Consider the following 24,110-nt stretch of genomic DNA (forward strand, 5'->3'; position numbering starts at 1 on the left):
GCGAGACGTGCTCACTGATCATCTCCCAATACTGCGCGGGCGATCCCGTCACGAGTTCGACGGGGACGTCCCACTCAGCGATGTCGCGCAGGCCCGCGCCTCGGTCGCGAACATGTAGCCGAAACGCACGGAGACGCTGTCGAAGGCGGCGTCGCCGAACGGCAAGTCTTCGGCGCTGCACACCTTCGTCTCGATATTGGTGACCCCCTGCGCCCTGGCTCGTCGCGCGGCCACGTCCAGCATCTCCGCCACGAGGTCGGTCAGCACGACGCGTCCCTCAGGCGCGAGTCTCGCGATGCTCAAACCCGGCTCGCCCGTGCCCGAGGCGATGTCGAGACGCTCGGCAATCGCCGTGCCGACCGGGCCCAGCTGATCCATGATGACCGAGTCCCACTTCTCCCAACCCGCGGAGAGCCCCGCCCACGTCGCTCGCTGACCGTCTCGGATCTCATCGGGGCTCGGCATCGGCCCTTCCTCTGTCGACCTGGGAGCGTACCCGGCCACGGCCGGTCCGGCGGCGAACCTCACCCGCACTTCAGGACGCGACCATCAAGAAAAGCAAATACAATCAGCCATGCACAAATCCCCTCTGGACCTCCTGGCGACAGCTCGCACCGAGGCGGAGCTCGGCAAAGCCGAGGGCGGGGTCCCGATCGGGGCAGCCCTGTTCACCACCGCGGGCGAACTCCTCGGTCAGGGCCACAACCGCCGGATCCAGGACGACGACCCGTCGACCCATGCCGAAACAGCGGCCTTCAGGAACGCGGGCCGCCGCCCGCACTACCGGGACACGATCATGGTCACGACCCTGTCCCCGTGCTGGTACTGCAGTGGCCTGGTCCGCCAGTTCGGCATCGGTCAGGTGATCATCGGCGAGGCGACGACGTTCTGGGGCGGGCACACCTGGCTGGCCGAGAACGGCGTGGAGATCACGCTGCTCAACGACCCCGCGTGCATCGCGCTGATGTCGGAATTCATCGAGAAACGTCCCGAGCTGTGGTTCGAGGACATCGGTAAGTCCACTCAGGACACCTGAGGAGCAGCCATGCCCGTCCCGCTCGTCGATCTGGCTCCCTGGTTCGAAGGTACCCCCGAGGGCAGGGCCGCGGTGGCCGCGCAGGTCGACCTCGCCCTGCGTGACTCCGGTTTCCTGCTCATCACCGGCCATGGTGTTCCCGCCGAGCTGCGCGCGAGGACTCGCGAGCTCTCCCGCGGGTTCTTCGCATTGCCAGAGGAAGCCAAGCGGCGTTACGCCGTGACTGTCGGCGGCCGCGGCTGGCTGCCGCCGGGCGTCGAGGCCAACGGCTACGCCGAGGGCACCGAAACCCCGCCCGACCTCAAGGAGTCCTTCTCCGCGGGAGCGGACACGGAAACCGGTGACACCGAGGCCGACGCGTTCTGGTTCCAGCCGAACGCCTGGCCCGCCGAGGTGCCCGCGCTCGCCGCCGCGGCCAGTGAGTACATGGACCGGATGCGGGCGCTTTCGGACGAGCTGCTGACCGTGTTCGCCGTCGCGCTGGGGCTTCCGGAGGACCACTTCACCCGGCACACCGGGCATCCGACGTACACGTTCAACATCAACTGGTATCCGCCGCTGACCAGGGTCGGCGCCCCGGAGGCCGGGCAGTTCCGGATCGGCCCGCACACCGACTTCGGCACGGTCACCGTGCTCGATCGCCAGGCCGGGGTCGGCGGGCTGCAGGTGTGCGCCGCCGACGGGCGCTGGGAGGACGCGCCGTTCGATCCGGACGCGTTCACGGTCAACATCGGCGATCTGATGGCCCGCTGGACGGGCGACCGCTGGCGCTCGACCCGGCATCGGGTGCTGCCGCCCGACGCCAGTGCGCCCGAGGAGGACCTGGTGTCGCTGATCTTCTTCTACGAGACCGATCACGACGCCCGCATCAGCTCGCTGGCGCCGCCGCTGGGGCACACGCGCTATCCCGAGGTGGTCGCCGCCGACTACCTGCGCGAGAAGCTGGACGCGATCACCCTGTCCTAAAAACCGAGGGCGTCGGTGCAGACCGTCCGGTTGCGGCCGGTTTGTTCGGCCCGCCGCAGCGCGTGTTCGGCGGCTTCGAGCAGTCCGTCCACTGTGGTCCCGTCGCCCGGCTGGGCGGCCACGCCGATCGACACCGTCGATCCGGCGAACTGGGAGCCGCCCGCGCGCGGGCGCAGCGCCACCGCGGTGGACGCGATCCGCAGCCGGATGCGCTCGGCGATCGCCATCGCGTCGAACGGCGTGCTGCCGGGCAGCAGCACCACGAACTCGTCCCCGCCGAGCCTCCCGACGAGGTCGGCCGAGCGGACCTCCGCGCGCAGCGTGTCCGCGACGGCCCGCAAGACCTCGTCGCCGACGCGACGGCCATGCCGTTCGTTGAGCTGGTCGAAGTGGTCGAGGTCGAGCATGAGCAGGCTCGCCTCACGCCGTCCCGCCCGCTCCAGGTCCACCTGGGCCGCGCGGGCCCAGGAGCCTGCCGTCAGCAGTCCGGTCGCCGGGTCGACGCGGGACTGCTCCCGCTGCCCGCGCACGAGCCCGCCGCGCTGGAGCACCGGGACGATGCCGATGATCAGGACGGCGGCGAGCGGCCAGTCGGCCAGCGTCCAGGCGAGCAGGACGCCGAGTGCGAGCGCCACCGCGTCGAAGGCGTACCAGGCGGGCTCCCCGAACGACGAGCGCAGGCTCGACCCCGGCGCCCCGCCGAACACCGCGGCGGCGGCCAGCGCGGTGGTGCAGGCGAGGAAAGCCGCACCGGCGAGCACGATCAAGAAGAACGTCCTGGCGTCCCTGGTCGCCCCGATCAGGGGATGGACGCCGGTCGCGGCGAGCACGCTGAAAGCGAGCAGCCCGGCGACGACGGCCGCGGCCGCGCCGAAGACCTGGCGGTGCGGCACCCGGCGGCGCAACCGGATTCCGCGGTAGAGGAAGGCGATCACGATCAGGCCCACGGCCAGTCCCGGCGGCAGCAGGAGCACCCCGGCGAACAGCCAGATCGCGTCCAGCCCGGCCGCGGTGTCGCCGTCGGAGTGGACACGCTCGAGCGGGCGGGCGAGTTCCGCGGAGACGAGCATGCCGACGACCAGGACCACGAACGGCAGCAACGTCGTCTTCGCGGGCGGCACGCGGACGAGGGCGAAGACCGTCGCGGACGACGCGAGGAGTTCGACGGCGATCAGGTAGCAGATGAGCCCACGGCGGGGCAGGCTCCACAGCGTCCAGCGCCCGAGGTACATCGGGATCGCCCGGAACGAAAAAAGCGCACCACGACGGCTTCCCGTGCCCGCTGCGACCGTGGAATCCCCCACCATCACGGCAAACTAGCGGATACGCCGTGCGGTGTCACTCCGTCTTCCGGGTCATGACGCGATAAAGATCCGACCTTTGCCCCTTGACAGCACGGTTTCTCTTGACACCGTTATTGGTCTAGTCCACCGTGACAAGCACATAGTGACCTCCTGGTTGATTCCGCCGCGTCAGGCATCGAGGGTGCTCCACTCACCGCGCCCGTCATGGGCGCGTGAATCTCGTTGGAGGACCGATGAAATCCATACGACGCCTGGTCACCCTGGTGGCCGCCGCCAGCGCGGCGCTGGCCACGTCCGTAGTGCTCGCCCCGCCGACTTCGGCCGCCGCGCCCGACCCGGTGCTCGCTTCGCCCTACCTATACCAGTTGGGGCGGCCAGACGAGCCCCACGACGGCCATGAGCGCGACCGGCGTGAAAGCGTTTACTCTGGCCTTCATGCTGTCCGACGGGACCTGCAACCCCAGTGGGACGGCTCCCGGTCGCTGACCGGCACCGACAACACGATGATCAACAACATCCGGGCCGCGGGCGGTGACGTGATCCCGTCGTTCGGCGGCTGGTCCGGCACCAAGCTCGGCACGAAGTGCACCCCGGCCGCCGCGCCGGCCGGGGCGTACCAGAAGGTGATCACCCAGTACAAGCTCAAGGCGATCGACCTCGACATCGAAAACACCGACGAGTTCAAGAACAACACCGTGCAGGACCGGATCCTCAAGGCGGTGAAGATCGTCAAGCAGAACAACCCCGGCCTCAAGGCCGTCATCACGATCGGCACCGAGACCGGCGGCCCGAGCGCCACCGGCAAGCGCCTGATCAACCACAGCAAGCCTCACCGGCCGTCACCACATCGGCGACGGCCACCGGCCCCAATCCCGCATCACCAGACCACAACACAAACCACCAAACCCGCCCACCACAGTTTTGCCGCAACCCCAGCGTCTCCGCGAGCTCCGCGAGCGGAGACTTCACCGCCGCGCGCCCTCTTTCACGACCCGAAGGGTCGTCCAGAATCGCGACGGTACCCCGGCGCCCTTCGAGCTCAACGTGAGTTACGTACGAAGGTCGCGCCGGGGTGGCGGCGCGAGTATGTGAGCGCGCTGGCCAACAAACACAGGCTTCTAGGAGACTGCTGAATAACAGCGTTCGGATGATTGATCAAATATGAAAGCGCTGGTCAGGCGACTTCAATTGATCTTCAGATCGACTTATTCAGCGGTCTCCTAGACAGACCTTTGGACGCGACCAAAGTTCGTGACGTATCCCCAAAAACCGTGGTCACGTCCTGAGACGCGGTGAGAAGCCTGTGTTTTTTGGCCAGCGCGCTTCCGCGAGTGCGCCGCCACCCCGGCCCTGACTTCCGCATGCGCGCGCGGGTTGTGGAGGGACGGGGCCGGGGTGCCGTCGCACTAGCGGGGGCCCTGGCGGGCCCGAAAGAGGGCGCGCGGCGGTGAAGTCTTCCCTCGCGGGGCTCGGGAAGACGCTGTGGTTGCGGCAAACTGTGGTGAGCTGGTCTGGTGGTCTGTGTTGTGGTCTAGTGACGTGAGGACGTCACCCGCGTGGTCATCTTTGCCAAGTCGTCCGCGGGTCGGTGCCGACGGCCGGTGCTCCTGGACCAGTACTTCCGGCGCGGCGAGACGCTCGGGTCGCTCCTGTTGGACCGCGGCTGTCGCGACTGGGCGGGCTTCGGTGCGTTCCTCGCCGGGCTGCTCGTCTTCATCGGCCTGTTCGCCAACCAAGCGCTCTACGGCGTAGGCCACGCTGAGTCATATCGCGCCGACTACGGCAGGTGAAACGCCACGAATGGCCTAAACGGGCGAAGTGGTTCAGGCGGCCGCGGTGATCGCGATCGCGGCCACGCCTGCCTCGGTCAGCTCGGCGGGCACGAGGCCCGTGGCGACGGTGAGGTCGGCCGGGCGGATGTAGCCGCCGCGGGCGAGGTCGTGCGCCGTCATCTGGTCGCAGCACGCGAAACCGTCGATGAACAGGTCGGGCTCGCAGCTGCAGGACATCTTGGCTCGGCGGGCCGCGACCGCTCGCAGCATCGCCATGGCTCGGTGGGACAGTTCCACGCTTGATCCGGACACCGGACTCGACCTCTCTCGCAACAGGAGCACTTACTCGGGGTTATCGCCCGCTGCTCCAAAAGTGTTAACGAGATTACATACGTTGTTCAGACCTACTTGGTTCACCTAGGTTGTAGTGCCCGTTTGGACCGGCGGCTCTTCCCCCACGGCCGCCCCCAGCACCCTCGCCCACTGCCGCACGATCTGCTTGCGTCGCTTGGTGTCGTCGGTGAGCAGGTTGGCCAGGCCCAGGCCACGGGCAAGATCCAGAGTGGCCTGGACCAGTTCGCGGGCGCCTTCGTGCGTCTCGTCGACGCCAAGGACCTCGACGGTCACCCGGTGTGCCTCCCTGCCGACCCTGGCCTCCAAGGGCACCAGCGTGGCTCTGAGGGCCTCGTCCGTGGACGCGGCGACCCACAGGTGCAGCGCGGCGCGGAACAGCGGCCCGGCGTAGAGGCCGAGCACCATGTCGACCGCGTGCTCGATCCGCGTTGGCCCGGACGGCAGTTTCGCCGCCCTGGCCCGCAGCTCGAGGATCTGCACCTCGCCGACGAGGTCGACGGCCGCCGCGACCAGGTCCTCACGGGTCGGGAAGTGGTGCTGGGCCGCGCCCCGCGAGACCCCGGCGCGCTCGGCGATGACCGCGACCGTGGTCCCGTTCCAGCCCAGCTCGCCGATGCACTCGACGGCGGCCTCGACCAGCCGCCGCCGGGTGGTGCGGCTGCGTTCCTGCTGGGGTTCGCGGAGCATCAGGCCCGCTCGACCCAGAAATCGAGCTGGAGGTCCTCCTCGGTGCCGCCGACGCGGTACTTCGCGAAGTCCGTGACGCCCTCGGCGGCCAGCACCTCGTCGTCGAGGTAGAAGTTCCCCGATTCGGTGCTCGGCTTGGTCAGGACCACGTACGCGGCGTCGGCCATGATCTCCGGCGTGCGCGAGCGGTCGGCCAGCTCCGCGCCCACGACGTTGCGGATCGCCGCGGTGTCGATGGTGGTGCGCGGCCACAGCGAGTTCGCCGCGATGCCGTCCTTGCGCAGCTCGGCGGCCAGCCCGACCGTCACGAGGCTCATCGAGTACTTCGCGATGCTGTACGCGAGGTGCCCGGCCTCGAACCACTTCGGGTCGAGACTGATCGGCGGCGAAAGCGTCAGGATGTGCGCGTTCGACGACTTCCTCAGGTGCGGGATAGCGGTCTTGGCCAGCAGGAACGACCCGCGCGCGTTGATGTCCTGCATGAGGTCGTAGCGCTTCATGCTGACGGACTCGGTCGGCGTGAGGTCGATGGCGCTGGCGTTGTTCACCACGATGTCGATGCCGCCGAACTGCGCGGCCGCCTGGGCCACGGCGGACGCGACGCCCTCGTCGTCCCGGACGTCGCCGACGATCGGCAGGGCGTGCCCGCCCGCCTCTTCGATGGCCTTCGCGGCGGTGTAGATCGTGCCCGGCAGCTTCGGGTGGGGCTCGGTCGTCTTCGCGAGCAGCGCGATGTTGGCGCCGTCGCGGGCCGCGCGCAGGGCGATGGCCTCGCCGATTCCCCGGCTGCCGCCGGACATGATGAGGGTCTTACCGGCGAGCGTGGTCATGGGTGTCTCCAGGATCAGTAGGACTTGGGCAGGCCGAGGCTGTGCTGGCCGACGAAGTTGAGCACCATCTCGCGGCTCACCGGCGCGATCCGGCCCAGCCGCACGGCCGAAACCAGCGTACCGAGGCCGTACTCCGAGGCGAGCCCGTTGCCGCCGTGGGTCTGCACGGCCTGGTCGACAGCGTGAATCGCGGCCTCCGCGGCCGCGTACTTCGCCATGTTGGCCGACTCGCCCGCGCCGAAGTCGTCACCCGAGTCGTACAGGGCGGCGGCCTTCTGGGTCATCAGCTTCGCGAGTTCCGTCTCGATCTTGACCTGCGCCAACGGGTGCGCGAGGCCCTGGTGCGTGCCGATCGGCGCGCCCCACACCTTGCGTTCCTTGGCATAGGCGACGCCCTTGTCGAGCGCGTACCGCGCGATGCCGAGCGAGAACGACGCGCCCATGATGCGCTCGGGGTTGAGCCCGGCGAACAGCTGCGCGATCGCGGCATCCGCTGACCCGACGAGCGCCTCGGACGGCAGGTGGACGTCGTCGAGGAACAGGCCGAACTGCTTCTCCGGCGCCACGATGTCCATGTCGATCTGCCGGAACTCGAACCCAGGCGCGTCGGTCGGGACGACGAACAGCGCGGGCTTCAGCTTGCCGGTCTTGGCGTCCTCCATGCGGCTGACGACCAGCACCGCGTCCGCCTCGTCGACGCCGGAAATGTAGACCTTGCGTCCATTGAGGACCCAGTCGCCGCCGTCGCGCTTGGCGGTGGTGGTGATGCGGTGCGAGTTCGACCCGGCGTCGGGTTCCGTGATGGCGAAGGACATCCGCACGCTGCCGTCGGCGAACCCTGGCAGCCAGCGCTTCTTCTGCTCGTCGGTACCGAATCGCGCGATGACCGTCGCGCAGATCGCCGGGGAGACCACCATCAGCAGCAACGGCGCCCCGGCCGCGGCGAGCTCCTCGCACACCGCCGCGAGGTCGCCGATGCCCGCGCCACCGCCGCCGTACTCCTCGGGCACGGAGACGCCGAGGTAGCCCAGCTGCCCGGCCTCGTCCCACAGCTCGGTGGTCTTGCCACCGGTGCGGGCCTGCTTGAGGTAGTACTCGTGGCCGTACTTCTTCCCGAGGTCCAGCGCGGCTTTGCGCAGCGCCACGCGCTCCTCGGACTCACTGAAGTTCATCGTCATGCGTCTTTCGCCTCCACGACCGCGAGCACTGCTCCGACTTCGACCTGCTGTCCCACCCGCACCGGCAGCTCCGCGACCACGCCGTCGGCGGGCGCGGAAATCTTGTGTTCCATCTTCATCGCTTCCAGCCACAGCAACGGATCCCCGGCGGCGACGGTGTCACCAGCCGACACCGCGAGCCGGACGACCGTTCCCGGCATGGGCGCCACGAGCGAGCCCGCGGCGAGCGCGGCCGACGGGTCGGCGAACCTCGGCGCGGCGGCCAGGGTGACCGCCCCGAGCGACGAGTCCACGTAGACGGCGTCGCCGTAGCGAGCCACCTCGAAGGTCCTGCGCACGCCGGAAACGTCGACCACGACGCGGCCGGTCTCGGCGCTCACCAACGCGATGTCCTCGTAGCCTTCGGCTTTCAGGCCGTCGCGGGTCAGCGAGTAGCGCACTTCGAACTCGGTATCGCCGTGGCTGTACCGCTTCTGCTGTCCTTGGGACCGGACGTTGCGCCAGCCGCTGGGAAGCCGTCCCCAGGTCGTGGCTGCCTCACGGTTGCCCGCCGCTTCGGCCAACGCGGCGGCGAGAGCGGACAGCTTCACAGAGTCCTCAGTGGACAATGGTGTCGACAGGACGTCGAGTCCGTGCCGGTCGAAGAACGCGGTGTCGGTCTCCCCCGCCAGGAAAGCGTCGTGCCGGAGGATGGTGACCAGCAGATCCCGATTGGTCACGACACCGTGGATCTTCGACCCTGCCAAGGCTTTCGCGAGCCTGCGCGCGGCTTCGGCCCGGTCGGGCGCCCAGGCGATCACCTTGGCGAGCATGGGGTCGTAGTGCACTCCGACCACGGAACCGCTGACGAACCCGGAGTCGACACGCAAACCCGGCCCGTGCCGGAATTCCAGGTCGACGTCCGGTACCTCGAAGCGGTGCAGGGTGCCGCTCTGCGGCTGCCACCCGGCGGCCGGGTCCTCGGCGTAGAGGCGGACCTCGATGGCGTGCCCGGTGGTGGGCGGCGGGTCGAGCGGCAGGTGCGCCCCCTCGGCGACGCTCAGCTGCACCGCGACCAGGTCGACGCCGGTGGTGCACTCGGTGACCGGGTGCTCGACCTGCAGGCGGGTGTTCATCTCCAGGAAGTAGAACCGGCCGTCCGGCCCGGCGAGGAACTCGACTGTCCCGGCACCGACGTAGTCGATGGCCTTGGCCGCCTTGCGCGCGGCCCCGAACAGTTCCTCACGCATCGCGGAATCGACGAGCGGCGAAGGTGCCTCTTCGACGACCTTCTGGTGCCGCCGCTGGATCGAGCATTCCCGCTCCCCCAGCGCCCACACCGTGCCGTGGCGATCAGCCATGATCTGGACCTCGATATGCCGCCCGGTCTCCAGGTACCGCTCGCAGAACACCGTCGAGTCACCGAACGCGGAACCCGCCTCGGCACTCGCACCTTCGACAGCCTCGGCGAGTTCGCTCAGTTCGCGGACGACACGCATCCCGCGGCCGCCACCACCGGCGGAAGCCTTGACCAGCAAGGGAAGATCGGCTTGGGTGACCTCGGCGGGGTCCAGTTCGGACAGCACGGGCACACCAGCGGCGGACATCAGCCGCTTCGACTCCACTTTGGAGCCCATGGTCTCGATGGCCTCGGGAGGCGGGCCGACCCAGGTCAGCCCGGCGTCGAGCACGGCCCGCGCGAACGCGGCGTTCTCGGACAGGAAGCCGTACCCGGGGTGGATCGCGTCCGCGCCGGTGTCGGCCGCGGCCTTCACCAGCAGTTCGGAACGCAGGTACGTCTCGGACGGCGCGTTGCCCGGCAGGCGGACGGCGACGTCGGCCTCAAGCGCGTGCGGGAGGTCGGCGTCAGCGTCGGAGAAGACGGCGACGGTGCCGATCCCGGCGTCACGACAGGACCGGAAGACACGGCGGGCGATCTCGCCGCGGTTGGCGACCAGCAGGTTCTGGATCATGTCACTCCTTCCTTTCGCGAGCTTGCGCGCTCCGCGATAGTGTCGCCAGGGCGCCAGGACCAAGCTGACAGGAACGTCTCGCACGGGCGCCCTGCCGCCCCGATAGCGGGGCCTCCGGCCAAGTGCGCGCGCCGTGGTTCAGTTGACTGCCGCGACATCGGTTCTTTCCCATCCCTACATCCGGAAGACGCCGAAGCCTTCGGCGCCCTTCACTGGTCCATTGTGGATGGTGGACAGGCTGAGCCCGAGCACGGTGCGGGTGTCGCGCGGGTCGATGATGCCGTCGTCGTAGAGCATGCCGGACAGGAACATCGGCATCGACTCGGCCTCGATCTGCCCCTCCACCATGGCCCGCATGGCGGCGTCGTTCTCCTCGCTGTACTCCTGGCCCCGGTTCGCCGCCGCGGCGCGCGCCACAATGGACAGCACCCCGGCTAGCTGCGCCGGGCCCATCACCGCGGACTTCGCGCTGGGCCAGGCGAACAGGAAGCGCGGATCGTAGGCCCGGCCGCACATGCCGTAGTGCCCGGCGCCGTAGGACGCTCCCATGAGGACGGACAGGTGCGGGACCTTCGAGTTCGACACGGCGTTGATCATCATCGCGCCGTGCTTGATGATGCCGCTCTGCTCGTACTCCTTGCCGACCATGTAGCCGGTGGTGTTGTGCAGGAACACGAGCGGCGTGTCGATCTGGTTGGCCAGCTGGATGAACTGCGCCGCCTTCTGCGCCTCTTCACCGAACAGCACGCCCTGCGCGTTGGCCAGGACGCCGACCGGGTAGCCGTGGATGCTCGCCCAGCCGGTCGCGAGACTGGAACCGTACAGCGGCTTGAACTCGTCGAAATCGGAACCGTCGACAACACGCGCGATGACCTCGCGCGGGTCGAACGGCACCTTGAGGTCGGGCGGCACGATGCCGAGCAGGTCCTCGGGGTCAAACAGCGGCTCGGCGTAGTCGAGCCTCGGCTGTGGCCCCTGCTTGCGCCAGTTCAGCCGCCTGATGATGCTGCGCCCCAGCCGGATCGCGTCCTGCTCATCGGCGGCGAGGTAGTCGGCAAGGCCCGAGGTCCGGGCGTGCATCTCGGCGCCGCCGAGCGATTCGTCGTCGGACTCCTCACCGGTCGCCATCTTGACCAGCGGCGGCCCGCCGAGGAAAACCTTGGCGCGCTCCTTGACCATCACGACGTAGTCCGACATGCCCGGCAGATACGCGCCACCGGCCGTCGAGTTGCCGAACACCAGCGCGACCGTCGGGACCTTGGCCGCCGAGAACCGCGTCAGGTCACGGAACACCCGGCCGCCGGGAATGAAGATCTCCTTCTGCGTGGGCAGATCCGCGCCACCGGACTCGACGAGGTTGATCATCGGGAGCCGGTTCTGCGCGGCGATGTCCGCCGCCCGGAAGCTCTTCTTCGTCGTCCACGGGTTGCTCGCGCCGCCCTTCACCGTGGGGTCGCTCGCGGCGATCATGCACTCGACGCCCTCGACCACCCCGATCCCGGTGATCACGCTCGCGCCGACGGTGTAGTTCGAGCCCCACGCGGCCAGCGGCGAAAGCTCCAGGAACGGCGAGTCCTCGTCGAGCAGCAACTCGATCCGTTCACGGGCCATCAGCTTGCCGCGTTTGCGGTGCCGCTCGACGTATTTCTCGCCGCCGCCCGCGATCGCCTTGGCGTGCTCGGTGTCGATCTCGGCCAGCTTTTCGAGCATGGACGCCCGGTTCGCGGCGAACTCCTCGCCCCGGGGGTCCACAGTGGACCTGATAGCGGTCATGAGGTGTATCCCAATCGCTTCGCGGCCAGGCCGGTGAGGATCTCGTTGGTGCCGCCGCCGATGCCGAGGATGCGGACGTCACGGTAGTGGCGCTCCACTTCGGACTCCCGCATGTAGCCGAGCCCGCCGTGCAGCTGCACGGCCTCGTTGACCACCTCTTCGGCAGTCTGGACGGCGGTGTTCTTCGCGAAACAGGCTTCGGCGATGACCTCTTCGCCCGCGACGTGGCGCAGCGCGACACTGCGGGTGTACGTCCTGGCGACGTCGATCTTGCGGGCCATCTCGGTCAGCTTGTGCTGCACGAGCTGCCGGGAGATCAGCGGACGGCCGAACGTCTCCCGCATCCGGCACCAGTCCAGCGTCAGGTCGAAAGCGCGCTGCGCGTGGGAATATCCCTGCACTGCCAGCGAAACCCGTTCAGTGACGAACTGGGTGGCGATCTGCGCGAACCCGCCGTTCTCCGCGCCGACGAGGTTTTCCACCGGCACCCGGACATCCACATAGGACAGCTCGGCGGTGTCGGACGCGTGCCACCCCATCTTTTCCAGCTTGCGCGACACGGTGAACCCGGGCGTACCGCGTTCGACGACGATCAGCGAGATCCCGTGCGCGCCGGAGCCGCCGGTGCGCACCGCGGTGGTCACGAAGTCGGCGCGGCAGCCCGAGGTGATGAACGTCTTGGCGCCGTTGATGACGTACTCGTCACCTTCACGCACCGCGGCGGTCCGGATGCCGGAGACGTCGGAGCCTCCGTCGGGCTCAGTGATGGCCAGCGAGCCGATCTTGTCGCCTTCGAGCGCCGGGCGCACCCAGCGTTCGATCTGGACCGGATCGCCCGCCTCGGCGATGTGCGGAACCGCGATGCCGCAAGTGAACAACGAGGCGAACAGCCCGCCGGACCCGCCCGCGTAGTGCATCTCCTCGGCCACGACGAGCGCGTCGAGGTAGTCACCGCCGCCCCCGCCGACCGCCTCGGGGAAGCCGACGCCCAGCAAGCCGAGGTCCCCGGCCTTGCGGTGCAGGTCGCGCGGCAGTTCCCCGGCGCGCTCCCAGCCGTCGAGGTGCGGCAGGATCTCGGTCTCGGTGAACTTGCGGACCGTCGCGCGCAGCTCGGCCCGCTCCGGAGTCGCAAAGGGATCGGTCACTGTACCTCCTGGGGCCGAGCCCCAGACCCCAGCCGGGGGGCAAGCCCCCCTGGGCCCCCCAACTGAAGCAGGGCCTCCGGGATGTCGATCTCACGAGAGCGCAGCCACTCTCCGACTGCCTTGGCCTGCGGGTCGAAGCGCGCTTGCGAAGACACCCCTTCGCCGAGGATGCCCTCGACGACGAAGTTCATCGCCCACAGCTCAGGCAGCAGGTAGCGCTTGACAACGAGCTCGGCGGTCTCCGGCAGCAGGAGTTTGAACTCGGCGACGGTGAGCCGGTGTGCCAGCCAGCACCAGGCCTCGCCCGAGCGCACCCAGACACCGACGTTGGCATTACTGCCCTTGTCCCCGCTGCGAGCGCCGACGACCTTGCCGAGTGGCGCCCGCCGGACAGCGCCAGACGCCAAGGGTTCCGGCAGCTCGGGTTCGTCCACTTCGGACAGTTCCCGCGTTTGCGAAGCAGGCGCGATGTCCACCCGGGACCCATCCGACAGCACCGCGATGTGCGGCACCTCGCCAGCGTCCACATAGGCCGCCGTGTAGACGCCATACGGGGACGCGCTCGACGGCGGCGCGGTGACGTGGAAGCCTGGATAGCTGCCCAGCGCCAGCTCGATAGCCGCACTGCTGAACCCCCGCCCCGCGACGTTCTGGTCGGCGTCCTTCACCGCCACGTGCAGCAACGCGCTCGCCTGCTGTTCGGTGTCGGCGTCCGCGTGGTCGGTGCGGGCCAGGGTCCACTTGACCTCCGCGGGCGGGTTGGCCTTGAGCGCGCCTTCGAGCTGTTCGCGGACCAGCGCGGCTTTCTGCTCGATGTCCAGTCCGGTGAGGACGAACGTCGTCTCGTTGCGGAACCCGCCGAGACTGTTGAGGCACACCTTGAGCGTCGGCGGCGGTGGTTCGCCGGTCGCGCCGCTGAGCCGCACGCGGTCCGGCCCGTCCTGGGCGAGCGTCAGCGTGTCGAACCGGGTGGTGACATCCGGGCCCGCGTACCGGGCGCCGGTGATCTCATACAGCAGCTGCGCGGTGACGGTGCCGACGGTGACCACACCGCCGGTGCCCTCGTGCTTGGTGATCACGCTCGACCCGTCGGCGTGGATCTCCGCGATCGGGAATCCGGGCGTGCCCAGGTGGTGTTCGGTGAAGAACGCGTAGTTCCCGCCGGTGGCCTGCGTGCCGCACTCGATCACGTGCCCGGCGGCGACCGCCCCGGCGAGGGCGTCGTAGTCGTCGCGGGCCCAGCCGAAGTGCGCGGCGGCCGGGCCGACGATCACCGAAGCGTCGGTGACACGGCCGGTCACGACGATGTCCGCACCGGCGTTGAGACAGTCCACAATGCCCCAAGCGCCGAGATAGGCGTTGGCGGTCAAGGGTTTTCCGAAGCCCAGCTCTCCGGACCGCGCGATCAGGTCGTCGCCCTCGACGTGCGCTATCGACACGTCGACACCGAGTTTCACGGCCAGCTCGCGGAGCGCGCCCGCCAGCCCGGCGGGGTTGAGGCCCCCGGCGTTGGCGACGATCTTGACGCCCTTTTCCTTGGCCAGCGCCAGGTTCTCCTCCAGCTGGCGGAGGAACGTCTTGGCGTAGCCGCGGTTCGGGTCCTTCATCCGGTCACGGCCGAGGATGAGCATGGTGAGCTCGGCGAGGTAGTCACCGGTCAGCACGTCGAGCGGGCCGCCGGTGAGCATCTCGCGCACGGCCGAGAACCGGTCGCCGTAGAACCCGGACGCGTTGCCGATCCGCACCGGCGCCGTCATGCGAACTGCCCGGCCTTACGGCCTTCTCCCGGCGGACCGGCGAAGGCCTGCGCCAGACCGAGCCACTCCTCGACCCCGGCGCCGGCCGCGACGAGGTCGGTGTCGGCCGGATGCCGCCGCTGGGTCACCACGTGGCAGAACCCGAGCGCGCTGCCGGTGAGCCGCTGCTCGGCGTCTTCGGGGCCGAACGCCCAGGTCGAGCCGTCGGGCGCGGTGAGCTCGACGCGGAACTCCGCGGCGGGCGGCGCGAGCGAGTGGAGCTTGAAGGCGAAGTCGCGGGTCCGGGTGCCGAACCGGGCGATGTGCCACAGCCGGGCGGTCGGTTCCCGGTCGAGGCCCAGCGCGTCGAAGACGTCCTGGCCGTGCGCCCAGGTCTCCATCAGCCGCGCGGTGGCCATGGACGCGGCGCTCATCGGCGGGCCGTACCAGGGGATCTTCTGCCCGTCCGGCACTGCGGCGAGCGCGTCGGCCAGCGCGGCGCGACCCTCCCGCCAGTCCACGAGCAGCTGCTTCGGCGACTTCTGCGCACCTTCGGCCGCTCCGTCGTCGACGTAGTTCTCCCCGACCTTCAGCAGGCCCTCGACCTCGGCCTGCCACTCCTGGGCGGGCCTGCTCGCCGCGATCAGGGACTTCTGGTCCGTCCAGGCCAGGTGGGCGATCTGGTGCGCGATCGTCCAGCCCTCGGCCGGCGTGGGCCTGGCCCAGTCCGAAGCGGGCAACCCCGCCACGACGTCGTCGATGGTCTGCGTCTCGGCCGCGAGATCCCCGAGGATCACGCCAAGGTCCGCCATAGCCCGCCTCCTTGCGTCTGTGCCCACCCTGACACCGCCCCTGGGAAAAATCAAGCATGCCTGATTGTTTTTATCGCGGCTCGCTCGTGTCCTTTCCACGAGGTCCCGTTCGTTCCCTGCCCGAGGGTCCAAACTGGGACCCGAAGCGACGAAGGAGTGTTCCGATGCCGCAGTACCTTGCCTTGATCTACAGCGCCGACGTGGACTGGTGGGCGCCCGAGCAGGCGAGCGAGCTCGCCGAATACCGCCAGTTCGCGGTGGACAACGCCGACTGCGTCCGCGCGAGCGCCGTCCTGCACCCGACCACGACGGCCACGGTCGTCCGGGTGGAGGGCGCCCGCGGCGGGAAGGTGGTCACGACCGACGGGCCCTACGCCGAAACCAAGGAAGCGCTGACCGGGTACTACCTGATCGACGCCGAGGACCTGGACGCGGCGGTGGCGATCGCGGCCGAGCTCCCCGCGGCCTGGGGCGGCGCCGTCGAGTTACGCCCGGTCATCGCGGCCAAATAGCCGCCGCCCGTGACTGCCCCTGAAGGCCACCTTCACGGCGTAAAACGCCGTGAAGGTGGCCTTCAGGGGCAAGTCGGCTCGACATCGCGCTGGACGGCAGGACGGCAGTTTCCCGATGACCTCTGAGCGCGACGCGGTCGCCGAGACGGTCCGGATCGAGGGCGCACGCATCCTCGCGACCCTGATCCGGACCGTCGGCGACGTGCGGCTGGCCGAGGACGCCGTGCAGGAGGCGACCCTGGCGGCGCTCGGCGCGTGGCCGGTCACCGGGGTGCCGCCGCAGCCGCGCGCCTGGCTCACGGTGACCGCGCGCCGGAAGGCGATCGACATCCTCCGTCGCGAGCGGGCCCGCCCGGACAAGGAGCGGGACGGGCTGCGGCTGATCGAGCTCGGCGGGTCCGGCCTGCCGCCGGACGAGGTCGTGCACGACGACCTGCTGCGGCTGATCTTCACCTGCTGCCATCCCGCGCTGTCCCCGCCAACCCGGGTCGCGCTGGCTCTGCGGACCCTGTGCGGCCTCTCGCCCGCGCAGATCGCCGCGGTGCTCCTCGCCACCGAGACCGCCACGGCGAAGCGCCTGACCAGGGCCCGGCAGAAGATCGCCGCGGCGCACATCCCCTACCGGGTCCCTGGCGCGGACGAGCTGGCCGACCGGCTGCCTGCCGTCTGCGGAGTGATCCACAGTCTCTACACGGCAGGCCACGCGCCCGTCGACGGCCACGCCGCCTACGACGTCGACACCTGCGCCGAAGCGGTCCGGCTGGCCGAACTCGTGCACGAACTGCTGCCGCACCAGACGATGCCCGCCGCGGTACTGGCGCTGCTGCTGCTCACCGAGGCCCGCAGGCCGTCGCGGCTCGGCGAGCACGGCGACGTCGTGCCCCTCGACCGGCAGGATCGCCGCCGGTGGGACGCCGTCGCCATCGATCGCGGGGTCGCGCTGCTGAACGATTCACTGCGCCGGTCCCACGGGCAGGCGGAGGCGTATCAGCTCCAGGCCGCGATCGCGGCGGAACACGCTCGCGCCGCCAGCTACGACGGCACCGACTGGACGGAGATCCTGCGGCTCTACGACCTGCTGGTGTCGATCGCGCCCAGCGACGCCGCGGGCCTTGGCCGGGTGGTCGCCGCGGCCGAAGCGGCCGGTCCCGCGGCCGGGCTCGCCCTGCTGGCCGACCTGCCGCCGAACCCCCGCTGGCACGCCGTCCGCGCCGAACTGCTCGCCCGCGAGGGCCGGTACGTGGAGGCCGTCCGGGCGCTCACGGCCTCCCTCGGCGGACCGGCGACGCAGCCGGAACGACGTTTTCGGGAACAGCGCCGGGACGAGTTCCGCCAGCTGGCCACCGAGAACCCCTGACGGGCACTGGACGGCCGCCACTATTGACACCTTGCCAGTAGTGGCGGCGCTGACTACCGTCGTCCCCATGAGCGCCTACGCCGACATCACCTACGAGGTCACGGACCGCATCGCGACCGTGACGCTCAACAGGCCGGAGGCGCGCAACGGCTACACGATCCGGATGGCGGACGAGCTCGGCGACGCGATGGACCGGGCCGACCGGGACGAGGACGTACGGGTCGTAGTCCTCACCGGCAACGGCAAGGACTTCTCCGTCGGCGCGGACCTGTCCCAGGGCGGTTTCGACTTCGACCCGGACACCGGGCCCGACGCGGCCTGGCAGGAGCCCGCCGGGCGCTGCTCGAAGCGGATCTTCACGATGAACAAGCCGGTCATCGCGGCGCTGCGGGGCGCGGCGGTCGGCGGCGGCGTCACCATCACGCTGGCCTGCGACTACCGCCTGGCCTCGACGGACTCCCGCTTCGGTTTCGTGTTCGTCCGCCGCGGGATCTACCCCGAAGGCGCCTCCGCCTGGTTCCTCCCCCGGCTCGTCGGCATGGGCACCGCGCTCGACTGGATGATCAGCGGCCGCGTGTTCAAGGCCGACGAAGCCCTGCGCGCGGGCCTGGTCCACAGCCTCCACGAGCCGGACGAAGTCCTGCCCCGGGCGTACGAACTGGCGCGCGAGATCGTCGCCACGACCTCGCCGGTGTCGGTCGCCGTGACCCGCCAGCTGCTCTACCGGATGGCGTCGGAGCCATCCCCGTTCCCGGTGCACGAGCTCGACTCCCGGCTCATCGGCGGCCTCGGCACGAGCCCGGACGCCGTCGAAGGCGTCCTGTCCTTCCTGCAGAAACGCCCGCCCGAGTTCGGGATGCGGGTGGACACGGACCTGCCGCCGTACCTGCCCTGGCTGGACAAGTGACCGCGTACCCGCCGGAGCCCTGGCACCTCGCCGGGCAGGCCTACGTCTCGCTGTGGCGCCTGCCCGTCGCCGACCTGCCGAAGCTGCCCGACGGCGCCGAGCCGGTCGTGCTGGGCGGCCGCGCGCAGGTCATCGCCGCCTGGATCGACTACCAGGAACCCGGCCAGCTGAGCTACCACGAGCTGCTCTCCACCGTCGCCGTGCGCGGCAAGCGGCCGTCGGCCTCCATCACCGACATCTGGGTCGACAGCGAGGTCTCCCTCGCGGGCGGCCGGGCACTGTGGGGCATCCCGAAGAACCTCGCGTCGCTCGGGTTCACCCACGGGCGGACCTTCACCGCCACCGCCGCCACGGACGACTGGATCGCCACGGCCGCGTTCACCCGCCGCCCCGGCCTGCCCATCGCCACCCCGGCCGCCTTCGACGTCGTCCAGGCCCTCGGCGGGCAGCTCAAGCGGAGCCCGGTCGCCGCGAAAGCGAAGCCACACCCGGCCATCGCGGACTGGTCGATCAACGCGCTCGGCCCGCTCGGCTACCTCGCCGGGCGGCGTCCGGTCGTCAGCGTGAGTCTGCGAGACTTCACCCTTCGCTTCGGCGGCTGAAGACCCTCTTTCGAGACCCCCTTCGAGGCCGTTTCAGGCGCTTGAGCAGCCGCTCTCAGTGACCGGGTAACCCGCCAGGGTGAGAGCCGACACGCCACCCATTGGGGCACGTGCAGGGTTGGACCCCTACATGTAGTCTCTGAGAACGGCATCGCCCAGCGACGGGAGACCGCTGACAGAGCGGATGCCGAGAATCTTTTGTGTACCAGCAGCACCCGGTCTCGCAAGCCGTGTGCCGATCGAACGCGCACTCTTTAAAAGACACAGTTGGAGACACGCATGTCAGTGGAAACAAACCAGCGGCCACCCTCGTCTTCGGATGCCCAGCCCGTCACCGTGCGGGTCATCCGGCGGGACGGCAGCGTGTCGCCCTTCGACGCCGGCAAGATCTCGGTCGCCCTCACGAAGGCCTTCCTGGCCGTCGAGGGTGATGACGCTTCCTCGTCCTCGCGCGTCCACCACGTCGTCGCCCAGCTGACCGAGCAGGTCGAGGCGACGCTGCTGCGCCATGCCGGTCCCGAGACCGCCCTGCACATCGAGCAGATCCAGGACATCGTCGAGCTCGCCCTGATGCGCGGCGAGCACCACAAGGTCGCCCGCTCGTACGTCCTCTACCGCGACGAGCGCGCCAAGGCCCGCGAGTCCGCCAAGCCCGCCACCTCCGATGTCGCGATCAGCGTCAAGGCCGCCGACGGCACGGTCCGCCCGCTCGACTGGGCCCGCGTGTCCCACGTCGTGGGCGAGGCCGTCGCCGGGCTCGAAGACGTCAACGCCGAGCAGGTGCTGGCCGAGGCCAAGCGCAACCTCTACGACGGCATCAGTGCCGACGAGCTCGCGCTCGCGCAGATCATGGCCGCCCGCGTGCTGGTCGAGCAGGAGCCGAACTACTCCTACGTCAGCGCCCGGCTGCTCGCCGACAAGCTGCGCGGCGAGGCCCTCACCTACCTGGCCGGTGCCCCGCGCATGGCCAGCCAGGACGAGATGACCGCCCAATACCCGCAGTACTTCCGCGACTACCTGCGCCGCGCGATCGAGCTGGAACTGGTCAACTCCGAGCTGGCCTCGTTCGACCTCGACAAGATCACCGCCGCCATCAAGGCCGAGCGTGACCTCGACTTCGGCTTCCTCGGCCTCCAGACGCTGTACGACCGGTACTTCCAGCACCACAACGGCGTCCGGTTCGAGCTGCCGCAGGCGTTCTTCATGCGCGTCGCGATGGGCCTGGCGATCCGCGAGGACAACCGCGAAGCCCGCGCCATCGAATTCTATGAGCTCCTGTCGAGCTTCCACTTCATGGCGTCCACCCCGACGCTGTTCAACTCGGGCACCACGCGCCCGCAGCTGTCGTCCTGCTTCCTGACCACTGTGGACGATGACCTGGACTCGATCTTCCAGGCGTACAAGAACAACGCGCTGCTGGCGAAGTACTCCGGCGGCCTCGGCAACGACTGGACCCCGGTCCGCGGCCTCGGCGCGCACATCAAGGGCACCAACGGCCAGTCGCAGGGCGTCGTGCCGTTCCTCAAGATCGCCAACGACACCGCCGTCGCGGTGAACCAGGGCGGCAAGCGCAAGGGCGCGGCCTGCGCGTACCTCGAGACCTGGCACGTGGACATCGAGGAGTTCCTCGACCTGCGCAAGAACACCGGTGACGACCGCCGCCGCACCCACGACATGAACACCGCGAACTGGGTGCCCGACGAGTTCCTCCGCCGCGTCGAGGCCGACGCGCAGTGGACCCTGTTCTCGCCGAACGAAGCCCCCGACCTGCACGACCTCTACGGCAACGAGTTCTCCGCCCGCTACGCCGAGTACGAGGCGATGGCCGAGCGCGGCGAGATGAAGGTCTTCCGCCAGGTCCGCGCCGTCGACCTGTGGCGCCGGATGCTGACCATGCTGTTCGAGACCGGACACCCGTGGATCACCTTCAAGGACCCGTGCAACCTGCGCTCGCCGCAGCAGCACATCGGCGTCGTGCACTCGTCCAACCTGTGCACCGAGATCACGCTGAACACCAGCGCCGACGAGGTCGCGGTCTGCAACCTGGGTTCGGTCAACCTGCTCAAGCACGTCACCCCCGCGGGCCTGGACACGAAGCGCCTCGAGAAGACCGTGCGCACCGCGGTCCGCATGCTCGACAACGTGATCGACATCAACTTCTACACGATCCCGGAGGCGCGCCGCTCCAACCTGCGCCACCGCCCGATCGGCCTGGGCCTGATGGGCTTCCAGGACGCGCTGTTCGAGATCGGCGTTCCGTTCTCCTCCTCCGAAGCCATCCAGTTCGCGGACGAGAGCATGGAGCACATCTCCTACTACGCGATCTCGGCCTCGACCGACCTCGCCGAGGAGCGCGGCCAGTACCAGACGTTCGAGGGTTCGCTGTGGAGCAAGGGCATCCTGCCCATCGACTCGATGCAGCTGCTCATCGACGCCCGCTCACGTGACGCGCTCGACGTCGACATCTCGTCCACTTTGGACTGGGCGCCGCTGCGCGACCGGGTCAAGACCGTGGGCATGCGCAACTCCAACGTGATGGCGATCGCGCCGACCGCGACGATCTCCAACATCTCCGGCGTCGGGCAGTCCATCGAGCCGCTGTTCCAGAACCTGTTCGTCAAGTCGAACATGTCCGGCGACTTCACCGTCGTCAACCCGCACCTGGTCAAGAGCCTCAAGGCACGTGGCCTGTGGGACGAGGTCATGGTGTCCGACCTCAAGTACTTCGACGGCAGCCTCGGCAAGATCGACCGCGTGCCGGATGACCTGAAGGCCTTGTACGCCACCGCTTTCGAGATCGAGAGCAAGTGGATCGTCGACGCGGGTTCGGTCCGCCAGAAGTGGATCGACCAGGCGCAGTCGCTGAACCTCTACATCGCGGCGCCCAGCGGCCGCAAGCTCGACGAGCTGTACCGCTACGCCTGGCACAAGGGCCTCAAGACCACGTACTACCTGCGGGCGCAGTCCGCGACGCACGTGGAGAAGTCCACCCTGCGCGGCACCGACGGCAAGCTGAACGCCGTCTCGGCCGGTCCGGCCGCTCCCCCGGCACCCGCTGCCGTTCCTGCCCCGGCACCCGCGGCGGTCGTCCCGGCCGTGCCGACGGCCCCGGCCGTCAAGGCCGAGCCGAAGGAGATGCCGAAGGTGTCCGACGTCGACTTCGTCGCCACCGAAGGCGCGGCCTGCCGCATCGACGACCCCGACTGCGAAGCCTGCCAGTAAGCCCCAGCCGCGTGCGCGCTCGCACTTTCGGAGCGACTCGCACTTTCACGTGAGAGTGCGAGCGCCCCGGCCCTCAACTTCCTTGGAGTGCCATGACCAACCTGGAAACCGTCGACGCGACCGGCCTCGGTGAGATCGAAGTCGGCGCCGAGCGGATCAACGTCGACGACAAGCGGATGATCAACGCCCGCGCGGACGTCAACCAGCTGCTGCCGATGAAGTACACCTGGGCGTGGGAGAAGTACCTCAACGCCTGCAACAACCACTGGATGCCGACCGAGGTCGCCATGCAGGCCGACATCGCGCTGTGGAAGTCGGCCGACGGCCTCACCGAGGACGAGCGCCAGATGCTCAAGCGCAACCTCGGCTTCTTCGCCACCGCGGAGTCCTTGGTGGCCAACAACATCGTGCTCGCGGTGTACCGCCAGATCACCAATCCCGAGTGCCGCCAGTACCTGCTGCGCCAGGCGTTCGAGGAGGCCGTGCACACGCACACCTTCCAGTACATCTGCGAAAGCCTCGGCCTGGTCGAGGGCGAGCTGTTCAACATGTACCGCGAGGTCCCGTCGATCTCCGCGAAGGACGCCTGGGCGCTGAAGTACACCCAGCACCTCGAGGACCCGGACTTCAAGACCGGCACCCCGGAAGCCGACCAGGCCTTCCTGCGTGACCTCGTCGCGTTCTACGTGATCTTCGAGGGCATGTGGTTCTACACCGGTTTCGCGCAGATCCTCTCGCTCGGCCGCCGCAACAAGATGATCGGCATCGCCGAGCAGTACCAGTACATCCTGCGTGACGAGTCGATCCACCTGAACTTCGGCATCGACTGCATCAACCAGATCAAGATCGAGAACCCGCACCTGTGGACCGAAGAGTTCCAGGCGGAGATCCGGACGATGCTGAACGAGGCGTGCGAGCTCGAGGTCGCCTACGCCAAGGACACCATGCCGCGCGGCATGCTCGGCCTGTCCTCGGCGCTGACCGAGCAGTACATGCACTTCATCACCGACCGCCGCGCCCAGCAGATCGGCCTCCAGCCGATCTACGGCGAGAACGAGAACCCGTTCCCGTGGATGTCGGAGGCGATGGACCTCAAGAAGGAGAAGAACTTCTTCGAGACCCGCGTCATCGAGTACCAGTCCGGCGGCGCCCTCGACTGGGACTGATCCCCAGCGATTTCAGTTGCCCCTGAAGGCCACCATCACGGCGTTTTACGCCGTGATGGTGGCCTTCAGGGGCAGTCCGGATTTCCGGGGATGACGCCCGCGTCCTGGTCCTCGGCGTGGGAATGCAGCAGCTCGCCGAGGTCGGCGAGCATTCCGGCCATCTCGTGTTGCCTGGCCGTTGGCAGCGCCCCGGAGAGCAGGTCGGTCATGACCCTCGGCAGGTGGGAGTTCACCACCCCGAGCGCCCGGACGAGTTCGGCGGTCCGCAGGTTCATCGCCGCCGCACCTCCTCGAACGGGGGCGGCTCCGGCACGTGACACCGCGCGCGAATCGACTCGACCGACACCGCCAGCACGGCGTCACGAAGCCGGTTGTCCCGGCGGGCCCTGGCAAGACGGCGGAGCTGCCGCGCCAGGACGAACAGCAGCAGGATGACGACGAGCAGTCCGCACAAGCTCAGCCCGGCGGTCACGAGCACGGTCACGACGCCCTCCTCGTCGATGCCGGCTCGCACGGCCTTGAGGCGCTGGGCACGCCGCGGGCCGTGCGAGCCGGTGACGGGCACAGGCCGCGGGGAAACGCGTCCGCCTGCGCCGCGCGAGTCACGCCGGGAGCCGGGACGCCGCGACTCCCCCGCGTGATGCCGATACGACCCGCCGACCAGAAATGGCTTCGTACCGGCGAAGCAGTGCCGCGCCAACGGCTTCGAGAGTTCACGTCTGCCTCCTTCACAATAAGGGACTCTATTTCATAGGATCCTATGCATGGAAGTCCACCGAAAGGGTGAAGACTGGAGGAG

Annotated in this window: 22 protein-coding genes and 1 pseudogene; 10 read left to right on the forward strand and 13 right to left on the reverse strand. The window is 69.1% G+C overall.

Annotated features, from left to right (window positions below):
- Nucleotides 1-48: 48 nt before the first annotated feature.
- Nucleotides 49-465 (reverse strand): class I SAM-dependent methyltransferase, encoded by a 417-nt coding sequence (locus tag QMK34_RS12600; protein WP_326414012.1) that lies wholly within the window; start codon nt 463-465, stop codon nt 49-51.
- A gap of 109 nt (nt 466-574) precedes the next feature.
- Between QMK34_RS12600 and QMK34_RS12605 the strand changes: the two genes are divergently transcribed.
- Complete coding sequence (locus QMK34_RS12605; RefSeq protein ID WP_326414013.1) at nt 575-1,036, forward strand: nucleoside deaminase; 462 nt, start codon at nt 575-577, stop codon at nt 1,034-1,036.
- Between the two features lie 9 nt (nt 1,037-1,045).
- Nucleotides 1,046-2,002 carry an isopenicillin N synthase family dioxygenase gene (locus QMK34_RS12610; protein ID WP_326414015.1) on the forward strand — a complete coding sequence of 319 codons (957 nt, stop codon included), beginning with the start codon at nt 1,046-1,048 and terminating at the stop codon, nt 2,000-2,002.
- Here the strand turns inward: QMK34_RS12610 and QMK34_RS12615 are convergent.
- Nucleotides 1,999-3,309 carry a GGDEF domain-containing protein gene (locus QMK34_RS12615; protein WP_326414016.1) on the reverse strand — a complete coding sequence of 437 codons (1,311 nt, stop codon included), beginning with the start codon at nt 3,307-3,309 and terminating at the stop codon, nt 1,999-2,001. The genes QMK34_RS12610 and QMK34_RS12615 overlap by 4 nt on opposite strands.
- Before the next feature lie 230 nt (nt 3,310-3,539).
- On the opposite strand from QMK34_RS12615, the pseudogene QMK34_RS12620 reads away from it, so the two are divergent.
- A pseudogene (locus QMK34_RS12620) lies at nt 3,540-4,133 on the forward strand (chitinase); the annotation flags it as partial.
- Nucleotides 4,134-4,862: 729 nt separating this feature from the next.
- A complete protein-coding gene (locus QMK34_RS12625; protein WP_326414018.1) occupies nt 4,863-5,096 on the forward strand; it encodes a hypothetical protein in 234 nt (77 codons plus the stop codon).
- A gap of 33 nt (nt 5,097-5,129) precedes the next feature.
- Here QMK34_RS12625 and QMK34_RS12630 read toward each other — a convergent pair whose 3' ends face one another.
- From QMK34_RS12630 to QMK34_RS12670, 9 genes are all read right to left on the reverse strand, one after another.
- A complete protein-coding gene (locus QMK34_RS12630) occupies nt 5,130-5,390 on the reverse strand; it encodes a hypothetical protein (RefSeq protein ID WP_326414020.1) in 261 nt (86 codons plus the stop codon).
- A gap of 105 nt (nt 5,391-5,495) precedes the next feature.
- Nucleotides 5,496-6,119 (reverse strand): TetR/AcrR family transcriptional regulator, encoded by a 624-nt coding sequence (locus tag QMK34_RS12635; protein ID WP_326414021.1) that lies wholly within the window; start codon nt 6,117-6,119, stop codon nt 5,496-5,498.
- The gene (locus tag QMK34_RS12640; RefSeq protein WP_326414022.1) at nt 6,119-6,949 is read right to left on the reverse strand and encodes an SDR family oxidoreductase; all 831 of its coding nucleotides are present in this window, start codon (nt 6,947-6,949) and stop codon (nt 6,119-6,121) included. The genes QMK34_RS12635 and QMK34_RS12640 overlap by 1 nt, the downstream gene beginning before the upstream one ends.
- Before the next feature lie 14 nt (nt 6,950-6,963).
- A complete protein-coding gene (locus QMK34_RS12645) occupies nt 6,964-8,121 on the reverse strand; it encodes an acyl-CoA dehydrogenase family protein (protein WP_326414053.1) in 1,158 nt (385 codons plus the stop codon).
- A 2-nt stretch (nt 8,122-8,123) separates the two neighbouring features.
- On the reverse strand, nt 8,124-10,079 hold the full coding sequence (locus QMK34_RS12650) for an acetyl/propionyl/methylcrotonyl-CoA carboxylase subunit alpha (protein WP_326414023.1): 1,956 nt from the start codon (nt 10,077-10,079) through the stop codon (nt 8,124-8,126).
- Nucleotides 10,080-10,253: 174 nt separating this feature from the next.
- The gene (locus QMK34_RS12655; protein ID WP_326414024.1) at nt 10,254-11,852 is read right to left on the reverse strand and encodes an acyl-CoA carboxylase subunit beta; all 1,599 of its coding nucleotides are present in this window, start codon (nt 11,850-11,852) and stop codon (nt 10,254-10,256) included.
- Nucleotides 11,849-12,997 (reverse strand): acyl-CoA dehydrogenase family protein, encoded by a 1,149-nt coding sequence (locus tag QMK34_RS12660; RefSeq protein WP_326414026.1) that lies wholly within the window; start codon nt 12,995-12,997, stop codon nt 11,849-11,851. Before QMK34_RS12660 ends, QMK34_RS12655 begins: the two co-directional genes overlap by 4 nt.
- Nucleotides 12,994-14,754: an acyclic terpene utilization AtuA family protein gene (locus tag QMK34_RS12665; protein WP_326414027.1), complete on the reverse strand. Its 1,761-nt coding sequence runs from the start codon at nt 14,752-14,754 to the stop codon at nt 12,994-12,996. Before QMK34_RS12665 ends, QMK34_RS12660 begins: the two co-directional genes overlap by 4 nt.
- Nucleotides 14,751-15,545: a TIGR03084 family metal-binding protein gene (locus QMK34_RS12670; protein WP_326414028.1), complete on the reverse strand. Its 795-nt coding sequence runs from the start codon at nt 15,543-15,545 to the stop codon at nt 14,751-14,753. Before QMK34_RS12670 ends, QMK34_RS12665 begins: the two co-directional genes overlap by 4 nt.
- Nucleotides 15,546-15,709: 164 nt before the next feature.
- Between QMK34_RS12670 and QMK34_RS12675 the strand changes: the two genes are divergently transcribed.
- The 6 genes from QMK34_RS12675 to QMK34_RS12700 all read left to right on the forward strand — a co-directional run bounded on the left by QMK34_RS12675 (nt 15,710) and on the right by QMK34_RS12700 (nt 23,311).
- Nucleotides 15,710-16,057, forward strand: coding sequence for a YciI family protein (locus QMK34_RS12675; RefSeq protein WP_326414029.1), 348 nt, complete (start codon nt 15,710-15,712; stop codon nt 16,055-16,057).
- Between the two features lie 115 nt (nt 16,058-16,172).
- Nucleotides 16,173-17,414 (forward strand): RNA polymerase sigma factor, encoded by a 1,242-nt coding sequence (locus QMK34_RS12680; protein ID WP_326414030.1) that lies wholly within the window; start codon nt 16,173-16,175, stop codon nt 17,412-17,414.
- Nucleotides 17,415-17,481: 67 nt separating this feature from the next.
- Nucleotides 17,482-18,321 carry an enoyl-CoA hydratase-related protein gene (locus QMK34_RS12685; RefSeq protein WP_326414031.1) on the forward strand — a complete coding sequence of 280 codons (840 nt, stop codon included), beginning with the start codon at nt 17,482-17,484 and terminating at the stop codon, nt 18,319-18,321.
- Nucleotides 18,318-18,923, forward strand: a complete 606-nt coding sequence (locus QMK34_RS12690) for an acetoacetate decarboxylase family protein (protein WP_326414033.1) — start codon at nt 18,318-18,320, stop codon at nt 18,921-18,923. Before QMK34_RS12685 ends, QMK34_RS12690 begins: the two co-directional genes overlap by 4 nt.
- A gap of 279 nt (nt 18,924-19,202) precedes the next feature.
- On the forward strand, nt 19,203-22,145 hold the full coding sequence (locus tag QMK34_RS12695; protein ID WP_326414034.1) for a ribonucleoside-diphosphate reductase subunit alpha: 2,943 nt from the start codon (nt 19,203-19,205) through the stop codon (nt 22,143-22,145).
- Between the two features lie 92 nt (nt 22,146-22,237).
- A complete protein-coding gene (locus QMK34_RS12700) occupies nt 22,238-23,311 on the forward strand; it encodes a ribonucleotide-diphosphate reductase subunit beta (RefSeq protein ID WP_326414036.1) in 1,074 nt (357 codons plus the stop codon).
- A 65-nt stretch (nt 23,312-23,376) separates the two neighbouring features.
- On the opposite strand, the gene QMK34_RS12705 is transcribed toward QMK34_RS12700, so the two are convergent.
- Complete coding sequence (locus QMK34_RS12705) at nt 23,377-23,586, reverse strand: hypothetical protein (RefSeq protein WP_326414038.1); 210 nt, start codon at nt 23,584-23,586, stop codon at nt 23,377-23,379.
- The gene (locus tag QMK34_RS12710) at nt 23,583-23,876 is read right to left on the reverse strand and encodes a hypothetical protein (RefSeq protein WP_326414039.1); all 294 of its coding nucleotides are present in this window, start codon (nt 23,874-23,876) and stop codon (nt 23,583-23,585) included. The genes QMK34_RS12705 and QMK34_RS12710 overlap by 4 nt, the downstream gene beginning before the upstream one ends.
- Nucleotides 23,877-24,110: the final 234 nt, after the last annotated feature.

Source organism: Amycolatopsis sp. H20-H5 (genome assembly GCF_035828755.1).
Lineage (GTDB): Bacteria > Actinomycetota > Actinomycetes > Mycobacteriales > Pseudonocardiaceae > Amycolatopsis.